This is a genomic window from Streptomyces sp. NBC_01214 (genome assembly GCF_026340975.1).
Taxonomy (GTDB): Bacteria; Actinomycetota; Actinomycetes; order Streptomycetales; family Streptomycetaceae; genus Streptomyces.
This window is the reverse complement of the sequence record NZ_JAPEOS010000001.1, coordinates 4,010,736-4,024,962: the sequence shown is the minus strand read 5'-3', so window position 1 is coordinate 4,024,962 and position 14,227 is coordinate 4,010,736. Positions and strand designations below refer to the sequence as shown.

The 14,227-nt window shown below is 73.3% G+C and carries 12 protein-coding genes and 1 pseudogene; 7 read left to right on the top strand and 6 right to left on the bottom strand.

Annotation, left to right across the window (positions count from 1 at the left end):
- Positions 1 to 2: 2 nt before the first annotated feature.
- The 3 genes and pseudogenes from OG594_RS18865 to OG594_RS18855 all read right to left on the bottom strand — a co-directional run bounded on the left by OG594_RS18865 (position 3) and on the right by OG594_RS18855 (position 2,912).
- Positions 3 to 944: an ABC transporter permease gene (locus tag OG594_RS18865; protein ID WP_266600394.1), complete on the bottom strand. Its 942-nt coding sequence runs from the start codon at positions 942 to 944 to the stop codon at positions 3 to 5.
- Positions 932 to 1,756: pseudogene (locus OG594_RS18860) on the bottom strand (ABC transporter permease); the annotation flags it as partial. The pseudogene OG594_RS18860 and the gene OG594_RS18865, both read right to left, overlap by 13 nt.
- Positions 1,757 to 1,784: 28 nt before the next feature.
- The gene (locus OG594_RS18855; RefSeq protein WP_266603032.1) at positions 1,785 to 2,912 is read right to left on the bottom strand and encodes an ABC transporter substrate-binding protein; all 1,128 of its coding nucleotides are present in this window, start codon (positions 2,910 to 2,912) and stop codon (positions 1,785 to 1,787) included.
- A 269-nt stretch (positions 2,913 to 3,181) separates the two neighbouring features.
- Between OG594_RS18855 and OG594_RS18850 the strand changes: the two genes are divergently transcribed.
- On the top strand, positions 3,182 to 3,940 hold the full coding sequence (locus OG594_RS18850; protein WP_266600392.1) for a GntR family transcriptional regulator: 759 nt from the start codon (positions 3,182 to 3,184) through the stop codon (positions 3,938 to 3,940).
- Positions 3,941 to 3,945: 5 nt separating this feature from the next.
- Here the strand turns inward: OG594_RS18850 and OG594_RS18845 are convergent, their stop codons facing one another.
- Positions 3,946 to 4,935 (bottom strand): NAD-dependent epimerase/dehydratase family protein, encoded by a 990-nt coding sequence (locus OG594_RS18845; RefSeq protein ID WP_266600390.1) that lies wholly within the window; start codon positions 4,933 to 4,935, stop codon positions 3,946 to 3,948.
- Between the two features lie 72 nt (positions 4,936 to 5,007).
- On the opposite strand from OG594_RS18845, the gene OG594_RS18840 reads away from it, so the two are divergent.
- Together OG594_RS18840 and OG594_RS18835 are read left to right on the top strand one after the other, a co-directional pair.
- Positions 5,008 to 5,931, top strand: coding sequence for a LysR family transcriptional regulator (locus OG594_RS18840; protein ID WP_266600388.1), 924 nt, complete (start codon positions 5,008 to 5,010; stop codon positions 5,929 to 5,931).
- Positions 5,928 to 7,265, top strand: a complete 1,338-nt coding sequence (locus OG594_RS18835; RefSeq protein ID WP_266600386.1) for a hypothetical protein — start codon at positions 5,928 to 5,930, stop codon at positions 7,263 to 7,265. The genes OG594_RS18840 and OG594_RS18835 overlap by 4 nt, the downstream gene beginning before the upstream one ends.
- A gap of 16 nt (positions 7,266 to 7,281) precedes the next feature.
- On the opposite strand, the gene OG594_RS18830 is transcribed toward OG594_RS18835, so the two are convergent.
- Positions 7,282 to 8,010: a response regulator transcription factor gene (locus tag OG594_RS18830; protein ID WP_266603030.1), complete on the bottom strand. Its 729-nt coding sequence runs from the start codon at positions 8,008 to 8,010 to the stop codon at positions 7,282 to 7,284.
- A 56-nt stretch (positions 8,011 to 8,066) separates the two neighbouring features.
- Positions 8,067 to 8,918 carry a sensor histidine kinase gene (locus OG594_RS18825; protein ID WP_266600384.1) on the bottom strand — a complete coding sequence of 284 codons (852 nt, stop codon included), beginning with the start codon at positions 8,916 to 8,918 and terminating at the stop codon, positions 8,067 to 8,069.
- 134 nt (positions 8,919 to 9,052) lie between these two features.
- Between OG594_RS18825 and OG594_RS18820 the strand changes: the two genes are divergently transcribed.
- The 4 genes from OG594_RS18820 (at position 9,053) to OG594_RS18805 (ending at position 14,226) form a co-directional block, all read left to right on the top strand.
- Positions 9,053 to 9,763: an ABC transporter ATP-binding protein gene (locus OG594_RS18820; protein WP_266600382.1), complete on the top strand. Its 711-nt coding sequence runs from the start codon at positions 9,053 to 9,055 to the stop codon at positions 9,761 to 9,763.
- The gene (locus OG594_RS18815; protein WP_266600380.1) at positions 9,760 to 12,066 is read left to right on the top strand and encodes an FtsX-like permease family protein; all 2,307 of its coding nucleotides are present in this window, start codon (positions 9,760 to 9,762) and stop codon (positions 12,064 to 12,066) included. The genes OG594_RS18820 and OG594_RS18815 overlap by 4 nt, the downstream gene beginning before the upstream one ends.
- A gap of 120 nt (positions 12,067 to 12,186) precedes the next feature.
- Positions 12,187 to 12,576, top strand: coding sequence for a hypothetical protein (locus OG594_RS18810; RefSeq protein ID WP_266600378.1), 390 nt, complete (start codon positions 12,187 to 12,189; stop codon positions 12,574 to 12,576).
- Between the two features lie 171 nt (positions 12,577 to 12,747).
- Positions 12,748 to 14,226 carry a condensation domain-containing protein gene (locus OG594_RS18805; RefSeq protein ID WP_266600376.1) on the top strand — a complete coding sequence of 493 codons (1,479 nt, stop codon included), beginning with the start codon at positions 12,748 to 12,750 and terminating at the stop codon, positions 14,224 to 14,226.
- Position 14,227: the final 1 nt, after the last annotated feature.

Genomic DNA, 14,227 nt, shown 5'->3' with positions numbered 1-14,227 from the left:
ACTCAGGACTCCTTGCGGGAGGTGGTGGCGGGTGCGGCCGCGGCCGTGGAGGGGGTGGTCCCGGCCCGGGAGAGGGCGATCAGCAGCAGCCAGGTGATCAGGAGGCTGAGGATGGAGACGGCCACCGACATCCGGGCCTGCGCTCCGGAGATCGAGACGATCCACACCGCGAAGGGCTGGAACCCGAGGAGGGAGGCGATGGTGAACTCGCCGAGCACCAGGGCCAGGGTGAGGAAGGCGGCGCCGGCGAGGGAGGCCCGCAGGTTCGGCAGCAGTACGCGCAGGACGACGTACGGCCAGCTCGCGCCGCAACTGCGGGCGGCCTCGACCAGGGTCGGCACGTCGACGGCGCGCAGGCCGGCGTCGAGCGAGCGGTAGACGAAGGGGAGCGCCAGGACCGTGTAGGCGAGGACCAGGACGACGGGGAACCGCTCGTTCTGGACGGCGATGAAGGTCTGGTAGAGCGGGGTCCGCGACAGGTGTTCGGGTCCCCAGCGCAGCACGGTGGTGATGCCGGTGACCAGCGCGATCGGCGGCACCACCAGCGGCAGCATGCACATGACCTCGACGACCGGGCGCAGCCGCGGGGAGCCGATGCGTACGGCCACCAGCGCGGGTACGGCGAGCAGCAGCGACAGTGCGATGGTCGCGGCGGCGAGGCCCAGGGAGAGCAGCAGGCTCTCGGTGAAGCCGTCGGCGGAGAGCAGCTCGGTGTACGCCTCGAAGGTGATGCCGTGGCCGGGCACGTGCACGGTGAAGACGAAGGAGGCGACGAGCGGGACGAGGAAGTAGGCGCCGGTGAGGGCGAGGACGGCTCCGCGCCAGATCGTGGGGCGTGGCCGGTTTGGCCGGCGGGCCGGGGTCCGCACCGGGGCCCCGGTCTGCGGTTCCCCGGTGTCCCGGGCGCCGTCGGAGTACCGGGTGGTCGGGGTCATCGCAGCCATCGGGCGCTCCGTCGCTGGAGGGGCAGGTAGACGGCCATGACCAGGCCGGCGATCAGGATCATGTCGAGGCCGAGGGCCAGCGCCACGTTCTCCTGGCCGGTGAGCACGTTCCCGGACAGCGCGTCCGCGATCTTGAGCGTGACCAGGGGGACGGAGCCGCCGACGAGGGCCGCGGCCGTGGCGTGGGCGGCGAAGGCCGTGCCGAAGAGCAGCACGAAACCGCCGAGCAGGGAGGGCGCGAGCACGGGCAGGCCGACGTGGCGCCAGAACTGCCGTGCGGTGGCTCCGCTGCTCTGCGCGGCCTCGCGCCATTGCGGGCGCAGTCCGTCCAGCGCCGGGGCGATCACCAGCACCATCAGCGGGATCAGGAAGTACAGGTAGACCACGGTGAGGCCGGTGAAGGAGTACAGGTTCCAGCCGAGTTCGGTGAGGTCGGCGAGCTGGGTGACGACGCCGGAGATCCCGACGGTGGCGATGAAGGCGAACGCCAGCGGTACGCCGCCGAAGTTGGCGAGCACCCCGGAGGCGGTCAGCGCGGCGCTGCGCAGGCCGGCGGAGCGGGAGGTGACCACGGCCTGGGCGATCACCACGCCCAGGACGCCGCCGACGAGTGCGGTGAGGGCGGAGAGCTGGACGCTGCCGATGAGGGAGCCGAGGTAGGGGCCCTGGAGGGAGCGCGCGAGGTGCTCACCGGTCACCCGGGTGGCGCCGCTCGTCGGGTCGGTGCGGGTGACCGCGCCGTAGGCCATGGCGCCGAGCGGGATGCCGAAGCAGAGTCCGGTGAAGGTGAGCAGCGGGAGGGTCGCGAGCCAGGTGCGCGGGGGTCGGTGGTGGAGGACATCAGGAGAGGGCCTTGTCCCACTTCTCGGCGAGGGTGGCCTTGGCCTTGTCGAGCTCCTCGGAGGCGGGGAAGGTCGGGGTGCCCTGGACCTGCGGGAGCTTGGCGACGGCGGCCTGGTCGGCGGTGCCGTCCTGGGTCATGCCGGGGAGCAGGACCGGGCGGGCGTACCCCTTGAGCCACAGGTTCTGGCCTTCGGCGCTGTAGAGGAACTCCAGCCACAGGCGGGCGGCCGCCGGGTTCGGGGCCTCCTTGTTGATGGCCTGCGAGTAGTACTGGGCGTAGACGCCGTCGGTGGGGACGGCGACCTTCCAGTCGACGCCCTTGCCCTTGAACTGGTCGGCGTAGCCGGCGTTCAGGTAGTCCCAGTCGATGGAGATGGGCGTCTCGCCCTTCTCGACGGTCGCCGGGGTGGACTCGACCGGGATGAAGTTCCCGGACTTCTTCAGCTGCCCGAAGAAGTCGATGCCGGGCTGGATGTCGGCGAAGGAGCCCTTGTTGGCGAGGGCCGCCGCGTAGACGCCGCCGAAGGCCGAACCGGACTTGGTGGGGTTGCCGTTGAGGGCGACCTTGCCCTTGTACTCGGGCTTGAGGAGATCGGCGAAGGTCTGCGGGCAAGTGGGGATGCGGGCGGCGTCGCAGCCGATGGAGATGTAGCCGCCGTAGTCGTTGGTCCAGCGGCCGTCGGCGTCCTTCTGGCCGGCGGGGATCTTGTCCCAGGCGGTGACCTTGTACGGGGCGAAGAGGTTCTCGGCCGCGCCGCTGCGGGCGAAGGCGATCCCGAGGTCCAGGACGTCGGGGGCGCGCTTCTGGCCCTTGCGGGACTTGACGGCGGCGATCTCGTCGGAGCTGGAGGCGTCCGGGTTCTCGCTGTTCACCTTGATCTTGTACTTGGCCTCGAAGGCCTTGATGATCTCGCCGTAGTTCGCCCAGTCCGGCGGCAGCGCGATCACGTTGAGCTCGCCCTCCTTCTGCGCGGCGGCGGCGAGGGCCTCCAAGGAGCCGAAGTCGGCGACCGAGGTCGCGGCGCCCGGCTGCACGCCGTTCTTGGCGCCGTCGGCGCCGCCGGACTTCTGGTCGGGTGCGGCACCACACGCGCTGAGCGTGGTGAGTACGGCGGCGCTGAGCAGAACGGCCGCACCGCGACGGGCGGAGGAACTGAGCACGGTCTCTCCCGGAGACGAAGGTGGATTCACTTGTCTGAACAAGTTGGCTCCAGTTCGCCCGGGCCCGCTGTACGGACGGTGAACGGCGCCTGTCGCCCGGAGCACGTCTCGAGGAAGAGAGAAGAATGACCGGAAGGAGTCGTGACAGAACCTGTTGGGATGATCATGGGAGACCGGTGCACAGCGATTCCGGCACGGCACCGCCGGAACACGGCCAGCAGGGGGCGAAGGGCATGAGTACGAGCGCGGGCACGGCCAGGTACCTGGAGATCGCCGAGGCGCTGCGCCGGGAGATCCTCTCGGGCGAGCTCCCCGTGGGGGCGCACCTGCCCTCGGAGAGCGACCTGGCGGCGCACTGGTCCGCATCGCGCGGGACGGTCCGCCAGGCGGTCGCCACCCTCGCCGCGGAGGGGCTGATCGGCTCCCGCCAGGGCGCGCGGCGCATCGTCCTGCGCCGGGAGCGCAGGCACAGCTTCGGCGAGCTGAACAGCTTCGCCCAGTGGGCCGAGGGGCTCGGCCACCGGGCCGCCAGCCGCTTCCTGTCGCGCACCCGCAGGCCCGCCACGGCCGAGGAGGCGGACCGGCTCGCGCTGGCCCCCGGTACGGAGGTCCTGGCCGTACTGCGGCTGCGGCTGCTCGACGGGGAGCCCACCATGGTGGAGCGGACCGCCTACGCCGACTGGGTCGCGGCGGCCGTCGAGGCACTGCCGGTGGACTGCCGCTCCGTCATGGACAGCCTGGCCGAGGGTTCCGGGGTCACCGCCCACTACGGCGAGCACCTCATCGACGCGCTTCCGGCCGGCAGCGAGGACGCCCGGCTGCTGGAGATCCGGCGCGGTAGCCCGCTGCTGCGCCAGCGGCACGTCTCCGCGACGGCCACCGGCCGCCCGATCGAGTGGTCCGACGACCGGTACCGGGCCGGCAGCGTGACCTTCAGTGTGAGCAACTCATCGGTAGCAACTCCCTTGGAGCGGCGCGTCGGAGACCAGTGACCGCATCAGCCGGCGGCAGCGGCGGTCTCGGTGATCGCCCCGGGCAGCCAGTCGGCGACGTGACCGGAGCCGAAGCCCAGGGCCGAGGCCCGGCCGTTGTCCATGGCGTAGGCGCGGTCGAAGGAGAAGGGCGAGGCGGCGGCGCCCGCCCCGACCACCCGGTACCGCGGCCGTCGCCCGACCCGCTCCGCCACCGCCTCGCAGAGCGCGAGCACGTCGGGCGCGCCGTGCGAGGCCGCGTTGACGGGCCCGGTGAAGGTCTGTCCCGCCGTCCAGTGCAGAAATTCGGCCATCTCGTGGTGATGGATGAACGAGGTGGCGTACGGGGCTTTGTGGACGTCGACGGGGGTCCCGGCCGCGATCCGCTCCACGTAGTGCGCGAGCCGCCCGGTGAACTCCGCCGGGCCGCCGCCGAGGACGTGCGCGGCGCGCACGCTGACGTACGGGAAGGCCGGGTCCCGCAGGAAGACGGCCTCGGCCTGCCGTTTCCCTTCGGCGTAGACGTACGCGGGCCAGGGCCCGGGGGCGCGGCCCGCAGCCCCCGGGAGCGGCAGCCGCGCGGGGTCGAGCGACGCCTCGGTGACCGGGACGGGGACGGCGGGGACGGGTACGGCAGGGGCGGGGACGGCAGGGGCGGGGACGGGGCCCACGGGACCCGGGCCGACGGGACCGGCGGGGAGCGTGGCCGGGTCGTAGACCTCCATCGTCGAGGTCATGACGTAGCGCCCGGTCCGCCCGGCGAACACCCGTCGGGCGACGGCGGCCTGGAGCGGTGTGTAGCAGACCTGGTCCACGACGACGTCGAACTCGCGCCGGCCCAGTGCTGCCCGCAGCGCTTCCTCGTCGTCGCGGTCGGCGACCAGGCGGTCCACGCCGCGTGGAGGTGCGCCGGAGCCCCGGTTGAGGACGGTCACCTCGTCGCCCGCCTCGCGCGCCCGGGTCACCAGGGCCTTTCCGAAGTACCGGCTGCCGCCGATGACAAGAATTCGCTTCATGCGTTCGACTGTGCCGCTGTATCGTCCCCCAGCGGAACCGACCAGCCGCTGAACGCATCGTAAGGAAAACTGATGATCGATGTGCACCGGCTGCGCGTCCTTCGGGCGGTGGCCGAGCACGGCAGCTTCAACCGGGCCGCCGGCGCCCTGCTGTTGACCCCGTCGGCCGTCTCGCAGCACATCGCGGCGCTGGAGCGCGCGGTCGGCCACCCGGTGGCGGTGCGCAGCACGCGCGGGGTCACCCTCACCGAGCCCGGCCGGCTGCTGGTGGAGGCCGCCGAGTCGATCTCCGCCGAGCTGGACCAGGTCCGCCACGCGATCGACCGGCTCACGGCGGAGCGGCCGCGCCTCACCGTCGCCACCTTCACCAGCGGGGGCCGGCACCTGCTGCCCGCGGCGCTGCCCCGGTTCGTGGAGACGCATCCGGAGGTGGAGCTGACGGTGCTGGAGAGCGAGCCGGAGGGCGCGGCGGCGATGGTGCGCGGCGGAGCGGCCGATCTCGCGCTGGCCTACCACTTCGACGGGCCGCCGCCCGTCCGCCCGGGTGAACGCCCGGGGCTCGACTGGGTTCCGCTGATGGAGGATCCGCTCTGGCTGGTGCTGCCGCCCGGCCACCGTCTCGCGGACCGGCCGTCGGTGGGTCTGGCCGAACTGGCTTCCGACCGCTGGGTGCTGGGCTGCCTCAAGACGGAGGGCTTCCTGCGCCGGTACGCGGAGCTCGCCGGCTTCGACCTCCGGGTGGCCGCCTCCACCACCGACTACTTCTTCGCACAGACCCTGGTCGCAGCCGGGGTCGGGGTCTCCCTGGTCCCGCACGTCTCGCTGTCCACGACAGGGGAGTTGATCGCGGTCCGCATCGAACCCCCGCGTCCCACCCGGCACATCGGGCTGGTCCTCCCCCGACGGCGGCGCCCGCACCCCCCTGCCCAGGCGTTCGCCGCAGCCCTGACCGCTGCCGCCGCCTCGACCCACACGCCGACCGGAGAGCGCCCTTGAACCATCTTCTGTGCGGACTGGCAGCCAATCCGGCGCTGCCGCCCGAACTGGTCGACCGACTGCTGACGCGCGCGCTGGAGGAGGCGGGGACCTGCCCCGACCGGGACGACGCCGACGAACTGCTCCACGATCTGACCGACCGCACCGATCTGCGCCGCGACCAGGTGCTGGCGCTCGCCGCGTACGCGAGGAGCACCGCCGTGCCCCTCGCCTACAGCGGGACGCTCACCGCCGCCGACGTGGATCCCGTGTCCTGGCCGTACGCGGCCATCGCCCTGATCGACGAGGGCCGCGGGCACCCCGAGTGGCCCCGTCTCCTCGCGGCGCACCCGGACGCCGAGATCCGCTGGAAGCTGGCTTCCTGCCCCGGCCTGCCGCCCGACGTCGTGGACCTGCTCGCCGCCGACCCGGATGTGGACGTGGTCGAGGAAGTGGCCCGCTGGACGGAGTCACCCGTCACCGCCCGCCTCGCTCACCACCCGGACCCCCGGGTCCGCATCGCGGTGGCGTTCAACCCCACCACCCCGCTCGAAGCCGTCCTCGCCCTGGCCGAGGAACCCGAACTACCCCTGCAATGGGCGCTGTCCGAGCGCACCGATCTGCCACAGGCGCTCTACGCCCGACTGGCCGCCGACCCGAACGACGGGGTCCGGGCCGCGTACGCGCGCAACCCCGGGGTCGGCCCGGAGCTGATCCGCGTCCTGGCCGCCGATCCGGAGATCCAGGTACGGCGCGCCGTCGCGGAGCATCCGCACGTGCCGCTCGACCTGCTGGCCGAGCTCGTCGTCGGCGACCGGGCGGCGTGGAACGCGCTGCCGCGGATCTCCGCCGCCACGCCGGCCGAACTCGCCGAGCTGGCCGGCTCCCGCCACGCGGCCGTACGGATGCTCGTGGCGCAGCGGCGCGACCTGCCCCCGCAATTGCGCGACGCGCTGGCGGTCGATCCGGACGCGTCCGTGGTCAGGGCCGTCGCACGGCACCCCGGCCTGTCCGAGGAGCTGCTGCGGGCCATGGTCGCGCGGCACGGCGTGCAGGTCCTCGCCGCGGTGGCCGCCAACCCGGACGCGTCCGGTCCGCTGCTGGAGTACCTGACGCAGCACCGACCGGGTGTGCGCAAGGCGCTCAAGGAGGTCGCCAAGCACCCCCACGCGACCGGCCCGGCCCTGCTCGCCTGCCTGTCGGACCGTACGTCCCGGCCGCTGGCCGCCGCCCACCCGGCGCTCCCGCCCGAGGCCATCACCGGGCTGCTCGCGGACGAGGACCACCGGGTGGCTGAGGAAGCGGCGGGCAACCCCTCGCTGCCGCGCGCCGTGATGCTGGAGCTGGTGCCCTGACGGTCCGTCGGCCGCGTCACCCCGCGGGCGACGGAGGGTGTCCCAGACGCGGGGCGGTGACCGAGCCGGGGGTCACCAGGCCCGTCTCGTAGGCGAGGACGACGGCCTGGGCCCGGTCGCGCAGCGACAACTTCGCGAAGATGCGGGCCACATGGGTCTTCACCGTGGCCTCGCTCAGCGTGAACTCGCGGGCCAGCTCGGCGTTGGAGAGCCCGTGGCCCATCAGGGTCAGCACCTCGCGTTCGCGCGGGGTCAGCGCGGCCAGCTCCTGCCGGGCGGCGTCCGCCGCCGCGGGGTCCGCGGCGCCCGCGCCCGGGCCGCAGCGCTCCACCAGGCGGCGGGTGATCGACGGGGCGAGCAGCGCGTCGCCCGTGCCGACCAGGCGGACGGCGGCGGCGAGGTGTTCGGGGGTGACGTCCTTGAGCAGGAAGCCGCTGGCCCCGGCGGCGAGGGCGGCGTACACGTACTGGTCGAGGTCGAAGGTGGTCAGCATGATCACCCGGCAGTACGGGGCTTCGTCGAGGATGCGCCGGGCGGCCTCCAGGCCGTCCATGTTCGGCATCCGGATGTCCAGGAGGACGACGTCGGGGCGCAGTCGGCGCACCGCGGCGACCGCCTCCACGCCGTCGGCGGCGACGCCGACCACGTCGATCCCGCGGGCGGTCAGGATCAGCCGGAAGCCGGTGCGGACCAGGTCCTGGTCGTCGGCGATCACCACACGGGGCGCGGGCGCAGGCGCGGGCACGGACGCGGACGCGGGCACGGACGCGGGCACGGGCGCGGCCGTCTCGTCCGGCGCGGTCACGGCCGCTCCAGCGGGATCCGGGCGCGCACCCGGTAGCCGCCGCCGAGGCGGCGGCGGGCGTCGAGGTCGCCGCCGTAGACGGCGACGCGCTCGCGCAGGCCGAGCAGCCCGCGGCCGGTGCCCTCGGCCTTCGGCCGGTCCCGGCCCCCGGCGGATGCCGGTGCGGGCGCGTGCCCCGTCAGCACGCTGGGTCCGCCGCCCAACACCTCCACGCGCAGCGCGTGCTCCTGGTACCGCACGGTCACCTCGGTCCTGCCTCCGTCCCCGTGTTTGAGCGCGTTCGTGAGCGCCTCCTGGATGATCCGGTACGCCGTGACGTCGATCCCGGCCGGGAGCGGGCGCGGCTCCCCGGATATGCGCACCTCCACCTGCAGCCCGGCGAAGGCGAACCGGTCGATCAGCGGGCTGAGCCGGGCGAGGCTCGGCTGCGGCGCCAACCGGGTGGCGCCCGCGGCCTCGTACGGTTCGTCCGCGCCGTCCTGGGCGGGGGCGAGCAGGCCCAGCAGGTGCCGCAGTTCGGTCATCGTGTGCCGCCCGGCCCGCTCCACGGCGCCCATCGCCGCCGCGGCCTCCTCGGGCAGGGTGGCGAGCACCTCGCGTGCGGCCCCGGCCTGGACCACCATCAGGCTCACGTTGTGGCTGACGATGTCGTGGAGCTCCGCCGCGATCCTGGCCCGTTCGGCGTCGACGGCGCTGCGGGCCGCGCCCTCGCGCTCCCGCTCCAGCAGCCAGCCGCGCTCCTCGAGCGCCACGCGGTGGCTGCGCCGGGCGCGCATCAGGGCCACGCCGAGCGCACCTGCGGCTGCCGCGGACACACAGGCCGCGACCACGGCGATGACCGTCCCCACCTCGAACTCCCCCGCCCCGTAAGCCTGGACGCCATTGTGCCGGACGGCCGGCATACATCCCCAGGATGACCTGCCCGTACGGTTACATCCGGGGGCCGACGCCGTGACCGCGGGCTCCGCCTTAGGTTCGAGCCATGACAAGTGATCATGACAATGCGCGGCAGGTCGTCGTACGACTGGACGGTGTGCACAAGGAGTACGGCGACGCGAAGGCCCTGGACGGTCTGTCGCTGGAGATCCGCGCCGGGGACGCGGTGGCCGTGATGGGCCCGTCCGGCTGCGGCAAGTCCACACTGCTCAACATGGTGGCCGGGCTCGACCGGCCGACCTCGGGCACCGTCGAAGTGCAGGGCCAGGACCTCGGCGGGCTGAACGAGACCGGGCTGGCGCTCTTCCGGCGCCGGCACATCGGCATGATCTTCCAGTTCTTCAACCTGATCGACGACCTACCGGTCCTGGACAACGTGGCGCTGGCCGCCCAGTTGACGGGCGCTCCGGCCCGACAGGCGCGCCGCCGGGCCCTGGAGCTCCTCGACGAGCTCGGCGTGGCCGACCGCCGCAACACCTATCCGGCGACGCTCAGCGGCGGGGAGCGCCAACGGGTCGCCGTGGCACGCGCCCTGATGAACCGTCCGGCGCTGCTGCTGGCGGACGAGCCGACCGGCGCCCTCGACAGCCGTTCGGGCGAGCAGGTGATGGACCTGCTGATCGACCTCAACCAGATCGGCCAGACCCTGCTGATCGTCACGCACGACCCGCAGTTGGCCACCCGGTGCGCGAGCCGTCTGGTCGAGGTCGCCGACGGCCGGGTCGCCCGGCAGAGCGCGCTGGAGGCGACCGCGTGAGCGCCGTGTGGCGGGCCTCGCGCGCGGCGGTGCGGCGCCGCAGGCTCCAGACCTTCGTCATCGGACTCGTCGTGCTCTGCTCGACGACGACCGTCCTCCTCGCACTGGGGCTGCTCGACGCCGCTTCCAGCCCCTTCGACAGGGCGTACGCCGCCCAGCGCGGCCCGCACACCGTGGCGACCTTCGACACGGCGAAGGCACCGCCGGAGCAACTCGCGCGCACCGCCCGGCGGCCCGGGGTGGAGGCCGCTGCCGGGCCGTTCGAGCAGACCGTCCTGGACGTTCCCGCCGGCTGGCTGTGGCTGGCGGGCGGCTCCCTCACGGTGGTGGGCCGGGCCGACCCGGGGGGCCCGGTGGACCGGATCGAGCTCCTGGAGGGCCGTTGGGCGACCGCGCCCGGCGAGATCGTCATCGGCTGGAACTCGTACGGCTCCCCCGGACCACGGCCGCTGGGAACCAGACTGGAAGTCCCCGGATCCGCCCCGCTGACCGTCGTCGGGGTCGCGGCCGGCGTGAGCAGGTCGGCGGGCGCCTGGGTCTCGCCCGAGCAGATGACCGCGCTGCGTCCGTCCGCCGCGCAGATGCTCTACCGCTTCACGCACTCCTCCACGGACGCCCAGCTGGCCGCCGCGTTGGCCGGGGCGACGGCCGAGCTGCCCGAAGGTTCGCTGACCGGCACACAGACCCATCTCGCCCTCCAGCAGGCCTTCTCGACCCTGGCTGGTGCCTACCTCCCCTTCATGACGCTGTTCGGTGTGCTCGGACTCCTGGTGTCCGCCCTGATCGTCGGGAACGTCGTCAGCGGGGCGGTGGTGTCCGGGTACCGGCACATCGGCGTGCTCAAGGCACTGGGCTTCACCCCGAACCAGGTCGTGGCCGTGTACCTGACGATGACGGCCGTGCCCGCGGTCGTCGGCGCCGTCCTCGGCACCCTGCTCGGCAGCGCACTGGCCGAGCCCGTCCTTCGGGTCGCGTTCTCCGGCATCGAGACGGGCCGTGCCGCCGTCGGCGACGTCGGTGCGTGGGTGTCCGTCGTCTGCCTGCTGGGGATGCCCGCCCTCGTCCTGCTCACCGCCCTGGTTCCCGCGCTGCGGGCGCACCGGCTGCCGGCGGCCCGGGCGATCAGCGCGGGCGGCGCCCCGCGGACCGGGCGGGGCCTGCGCGTGCAGCGCCTGCTCGGCGGCACCCGGCTGCCGCGTCCGGTCAGCCTGGGCCTCGGCCAGCCGTTCGCCCGGCCCGGACGCACCCTGATGACCATGGCGGCCATCGTCCTCGGCGTCACCACGGTGACCCTGGCGACCGGCCTGACCAGCACGATGCTCGCGTTCGGCGAGGCCGGCCGGGGCGACGGCGCCCGGATCCACGTGGAGGCGGGCGGACCGCTCAACGACCGGCCCGTTCCGGTGTTCGGTGACGGCCCGACCGAGGAACGGCTGCGGTCCCTGCCCGGCGCGACGGGGGTACGGGCCCGCGGGCTGGCCCAGGTGAGCCTGGTCGGGCAGGTCCGGCCCGTCTACGCCAACTTCTACCGCGGGGACGACCCCGCGGCCGCGGGCCGGATCGCCAGGGGACGGGAGGCGCGGGCGGCCGGCGAGATCACGGCCGGGCCCGCCTTCCTGACCCAGAACGGGCTGGAGGTCGGCGACCGGGTCACCCTGGCGATGAACGGCAGACAGGTGGCGGCGACCGTCGTCGGTGAGCTCGTGGAGGGCAACGCGCGGGCCCTGGACGCCACCTGGCAGACCTTCCTCCAGCTTTCACCGGGGGCCCGCGCCGCCGAGTACGAGGTGCGCCTCGCGGCCGGGGCCGACGTGCCGGCGTACGTGGAAGCGGCCGAGGCGGTCGATCCCGACCTGCGCGTATCGGTGCTGGACACCCGCAACGCCGCCACCGTCACCGTCGTCGCCTTCTCCTCGGTGTTCACCGTCCTGCTGAGCACCGTGGCGGCGCTCGGCGTCTTCAACACGGTCCTCCTGAGCATCCGGGAGCGCCGCCGGGACCTCGGCATGCTCAAGTCGATCGGGATGACCCCGCGGCAGGTCGTGGCGATGACCGTGACCTCGGTGGCGGGCGTGGGCGCGCTCGGCGGGCTGCTCGGTGTTCCGCTCGGGTTGATCGCGCACCGGCTGGTCGTGGACCACGTCGGGGTGGTCAGCTTCCCGGAGTCGATGAAGGACGTCTGGGACGCCCCGCTCGTGGCCGGCCTGCTGCTGGCGGGGGTCGCGATCGCCGTCCTCGGTGCGCTGGTTCCGGCCCGGTCGGCGGCCCGGATGACGATCGCGTCGGCCCTGCACACCGAATAGGGCGGCGCTCCGCGGCGGTTTATCCGTTCGCGTCCCCGGTGACCGGGCGGATAGTTTCGAAGCCATGCGAACACGTCCGGCCGACGCGCTGCTCCTGATGCTTCCCCCGGTGGTGTCCTGATGCCCCGTCACCGCAGGAAGGCCCGGCGTCTCGTGGTGGGCGGGGACGCGTACACGTGGTCGGTGCGGCACGCCCACCACCGGCCGGTCACCGGCCCGGCCCAGGACTGCCGCGAGACCGTCACCGTCCACCTGGCCGGGGCTCCGGGGTGCCTGCGCGTCGTCTTCCGGAAGAGGGAGCCCGGGAGGTTCTCCCCGAGCGGCTATCTGGGGCGGTCCGGAGAGGTCGCCCGGATCGACGGCGGGAGCCTGAACCTGTACGAACCGGGAACCGCCCTGGCCCTGATGGAAGCGGCCCGGGCCCAGGGATGGCGGCCCGGCGGCGCTTCGAAGGAGTTCGACGGCTGGTCCCTCTTCGACGCCGCGGTCGCGGCGCGGCCGCCCGGCTGAGGCGGCGACGGCCGGCGTCGTCGGTCCGAACGCGCCGTGAACTCCCTCTGACGTCCCGCCCCGTCCCCTCCTGTCCCGCCCCGTCCCGCCCGTCCCGAGTGAATTCGTCACTTCCCCGGGCCGGGGGTCGTTAGGGCCTGGGGGTTGACTCGGGGGCGAAGGGATGACGGAATGCGGCAGTTTCCTCTGGAGATGCACCACATGGCACCCGGCCGGGTGGTCGAGTGGCGGCTCAGGTCCACGGCGGTGGAGGCCGCCGACACGGGTGACCCGGTGGGTAGGAAGGCGTCCTTCAACCAGGACAAGCACTTCACCGTCGCCGAGGAGAGCAGGGCCGCCGACGACCCGGTCGCGTCGTGGGTCGCGGTGACCTTCGAAGTGACCGGGCGGCTGGACGAGCAGGCCCTGGCGCAGTCCCTGCTCTCCTTCGTGCAGCGGCACGAGGTCCTGCGGTGCGCGTTCCGCCGCCTGGCCGGCGAGGTGGCCTGCGAGCCGTTCGACCCCGCCGGGCTGACCCTCGAACCGCATCAGGTGGGCACCTTCGAAACCTCCGACCTGTTGCGCGACTTCCTCGTCGAGCGGTTCAAGCGGAGCATCGACACCCTTTCCTGGCCGCTGTTCATCATGGGTGCGGTGGAGCGCGAGGACTCCGCGACGGTCTACCTCGCCTTCGACCACATCGTCTGCGACGGCATGTCGATGCCGATCGTGGCCCGCGAGGTGTCCATCGGCTACGAGGCCCTGTGCCGCGGCGAGAGCGCCGAACTGCCGCCCGCACCCAGCTACCTCGACTTCGCCGAGGAGCAGCGCCGCCGCTACCTGTCCATCGACACGAGCGACGAACGCCTTGGCTACTGGAAGGCGTTCATGGGGGAGGGCGGCGAGTTCTTCCCGCGCTTCCCCCTCGACCTCGGTGTCGAGCCGGGCCGGATGTACCCGATCGTCAACGAGTCCTCCACCCTCCTGGACGCCGCCGAGGCCGAGGTGTTCGAGAAGACCTGCCTGGCGGCCGACGGCAAGCCGTTCATGGGGGTGCTCGCCTCCGTCGCCGTCTGCTTGCGCGAGGCCGGCGGCCCGGGCGTCTACCGCGGCTTCATGCCGGTCAGCGAGCGCGGCCGGGACACCTGGGCGCATTCGGTGGGTTGGTTCGTGAACACCCTGCCCATCGAGTTCGACGCCTCGCCCGGCCGGGACTTCACCCAGGTCATGGCCTCCGTCCGGGCCGGCTTCAGCGAGATGATGAGCCATCTCGACGTGCCGTTCGTCCGGGCGTGGCAGTTGCTGGCGCCTGAGGAGTTCGCGGCCCGCTCCTGGCCGTACCCGGTGAACTTCTTCTCGTACATCGACATGCGCAAGTGCCCCGGGGCCGAGCGCCACCACGAGTGGCGGCCCACCACCCACGTGTGGTCGGCGCGGGCCAACGGGGCCTGTTCGTGGTTCCAGCGGGACACGGACGGGATGCACATGAACTCGATCTACGTCGACACCCCGGCGGCCCGCCGGACCATGGGCGACTTCCAGGAGGGGCTGCGCCTCACCGTGCAGGAGATCGCCCGGTCCGGCGGGTTCCGCCGGCCCATCGCGCTGACCACCCCGCGGCGGCCGCTGCGGACCCCGCTGGACGTGGCGGCGATCGCCCGCCGCGGCTGAG

Coding starts and splice junctions, on each gene's coding strand:
- OG594_RS18820 (WP_266600382.1), top strand. CDS start 9,053: ATGACAAGTGATCATGACAATGCGCGGCAGGTCGTCGTACGACTGGAC.
- OG594_RS18810 (WP_266600378.1), top strand. CDS start 12,187: ATGCCCCGTCACCGCAGGAAGGCCCGGCGTCTCGTGGTGGGCGGGGAC.
- OG594_RS18850 (WP_266600392.1), top strand. CDS start 3,182: ATGAGTACGAGCGCGGGCACGGCCAGGTACCTGGAGATCGCCGAGGCG.
- OG594_RS18805 (WP_266600376.1), top strand. CDS start 12,748: ATGCGGCAGTTTCCTCTGGAGATGCACCACATGGCACCCGGCCGGGTG.
- OG594_RS18865 (WP_266600394.1), bottom strand. CDS start 944: ATGGCTGCGATGACCCCGACCACCCGGTACTCCGACGGCGCCCGGGAC.
- OG594_RS18840 (WP_266600388.1), top strand. CDS start 5,008: ATGATCGATGTGCACCGGCTGCGCGTCCTTCGGGCGGTGGCCGAGCAC.
- OG594_RS18845 (WP_266600390.1), bottom strand. CDS start 4,935: ATGAAGCGAATTCTTGTCATCGGCGGCAGCCGGTACTTCGGAAAGGCC.